The organism is Lactobacillus gallinarum (genome assembly GCF_002160635.1).
Lineage (GTDB): Bacteria > Bacillota > Bacilli > Lactobacillales > Lactobacillaceae > Lactobacillus > Lactobacillus gallinarum.
Genome location: NZ_NFKZ01000064.1, coordinates 1 through 1662, shown reverse-complemented (window position 1 = coordinate 1662; position 1662 = coordinate 1). Strand labels below are relative to the sequence as shown.

Below are 1662 nucleotides of genomic sequence, written 5' to 3'. Positions count from 1 at the left end.
CCTTAACTAATATTATATCATATGTATTCAATAAATAGGCGAAAAGAAAATAAAAAGATCATATTATTACATCAAGACTAATAATATGATCTAATTTAGTTAATTATTTCTTACTATATAAGGTAATAATCCTATCTCAGCTTGTAACATATCTGAAACCAGTTTATCGTATGATGGTATTTTTACATTTATTTTTTTAGTATTCCACTCCACAAATTCTCTAGGACTTGTTGTAAACCTCACACCTAAATCATTTAAAAAGAAAGGACTCCGTGAAGATCTGTCTCTTACCGAAGTCCCTTCTAATAATTTTTTAGATATGTTAAGTCGTTCGAGAAAAGCAGAATCTATTTTTTTATCAAATTTAGGAATTGATAAAATTTGATTTATAAAATCTTCTAAATACATCTTCATCTCCTTCCAATTAAACTACAGACGTTATTTTATAATTACAGGTAACACCCAAATCATTGATAATGTCCCCTTTCCTTAAGAACAATTATATTATCATTCATATTTATGCTCTCGACTTATTAGTTTCGTCACACGAAACTATATTTTCCAAGATATTACTCTATTGCCGTATCCCCACATAATAAGTTGATCTTTTATTTGTTTTGCTTTCATCTTATTTCCTTCAAACATATACTTAAAGAAGAAACCTGCAATTCTATAAAACATATAGTGACTTCTACAATCCAACTTTTCTAAATAATCTAGACATTTTGTAATATTAGTTTCATTTCTATAACCATAATCGTAGCAGTAATATAGATAATTATTACAAATAATAGCTATTCTGCTATGAAAAATGTAAGCAAATGTATGACTATGTTCTATTTTCATACATTTTGGACTATTCGTGCTTTCCATTTCTCTTACCAACGTCTACGCTAGTATTCCGATATTTCAATTTAGAAGTAATCGCATTGACTAGCTCTTTTGGCATCTTTTCGGACGTAGCCTCGCCCGCAATTATCTTATAAGGCTCGATTTAACTCTGGATGCTTTACTAGCAGCGTTAGGTTGGCCATGGCATTTTCGTCGCGATCAACCTTTTTATTGTAATTAGGACAGTTAGGATTATAACAGACAAACTCGTTATGCTTGGTGCCATGCTTTTTATTGCCCTGCAGCGTGATCTTTTCATCGCCTTTTTTGACCAAGCCGCATGCTGCGCATCTTTGCGTTGATGGATATAGCTTGTTGGCAATAATCAGTTCTTTACCATACCATTCGCATTTATATGTTAAAAGCTTTCTAAACAAGCCAAACATGCTTCGATGCATGCCTTTTGAAGCCACATGGCTCATAAGCATGCCTTTGACTCCCAGATCTTCAATCGCTATTTGATCGTAATTGTTTACCAGTTCAGTAGTAAATTTATGCATTAAATCCGTTTGAATGTTTTGGGCACGCTGATAGGATGCCTGAAGCTTGATTCTCGTCTTCAAGTATTTCTTGCTTTGCGCACCTTTAATTCTACCGTTGACTGTTCGCTTCTTTGCCAGCTGCTTTTGATAATGCTTTATTTTGCTGTATGTTTTGGTCAAAGACTTAGGAATAATCAAAAGCTGACCATCTTCATAATTGAAATGGCCTACGTTTATATCTACCCCGGTCGCTTTGCCTGTTTTCTTTTTGACTTCGAACCTATCTTTG

The 1662-nt window shown here is 33.3% G+C and carries 2 protein-coding genes; both read right to left on the bottom strand.

The features are described from left to right. Window positions 1-99 precede the first annotated feature (99 nt). Window positions 100-408: a hypothetical protein gene (locus B5E95_RS10260; RefSeq protein ID WP_087236569.1), complete on the bottom strand. Its 309-nt coding sequence runs from the start codon at window positions 406-408 to the stop codon at window positions 100-102. Window positions 409-980: 572 nt separating this feature from the next. Continuing rightward, window positions 981-1662 (bottom strand): RNA-guided endonuclease InsQ/TnpB family protein (locus B5E95_RS10255; protein WP_241146360.1); only part of this gene is annotated, 682 nt, incomplete at its 5' end.

What these genes read in the sequence shown, in the direction of transcription:
- B5E95_RS10260 (WP_087236569.1), bottom strand. Translation starts at nt 408, where the DNA reads ATGTATTTAGAAGATTTTATAAATCAAATTTTATCAATTCCTAAATTT.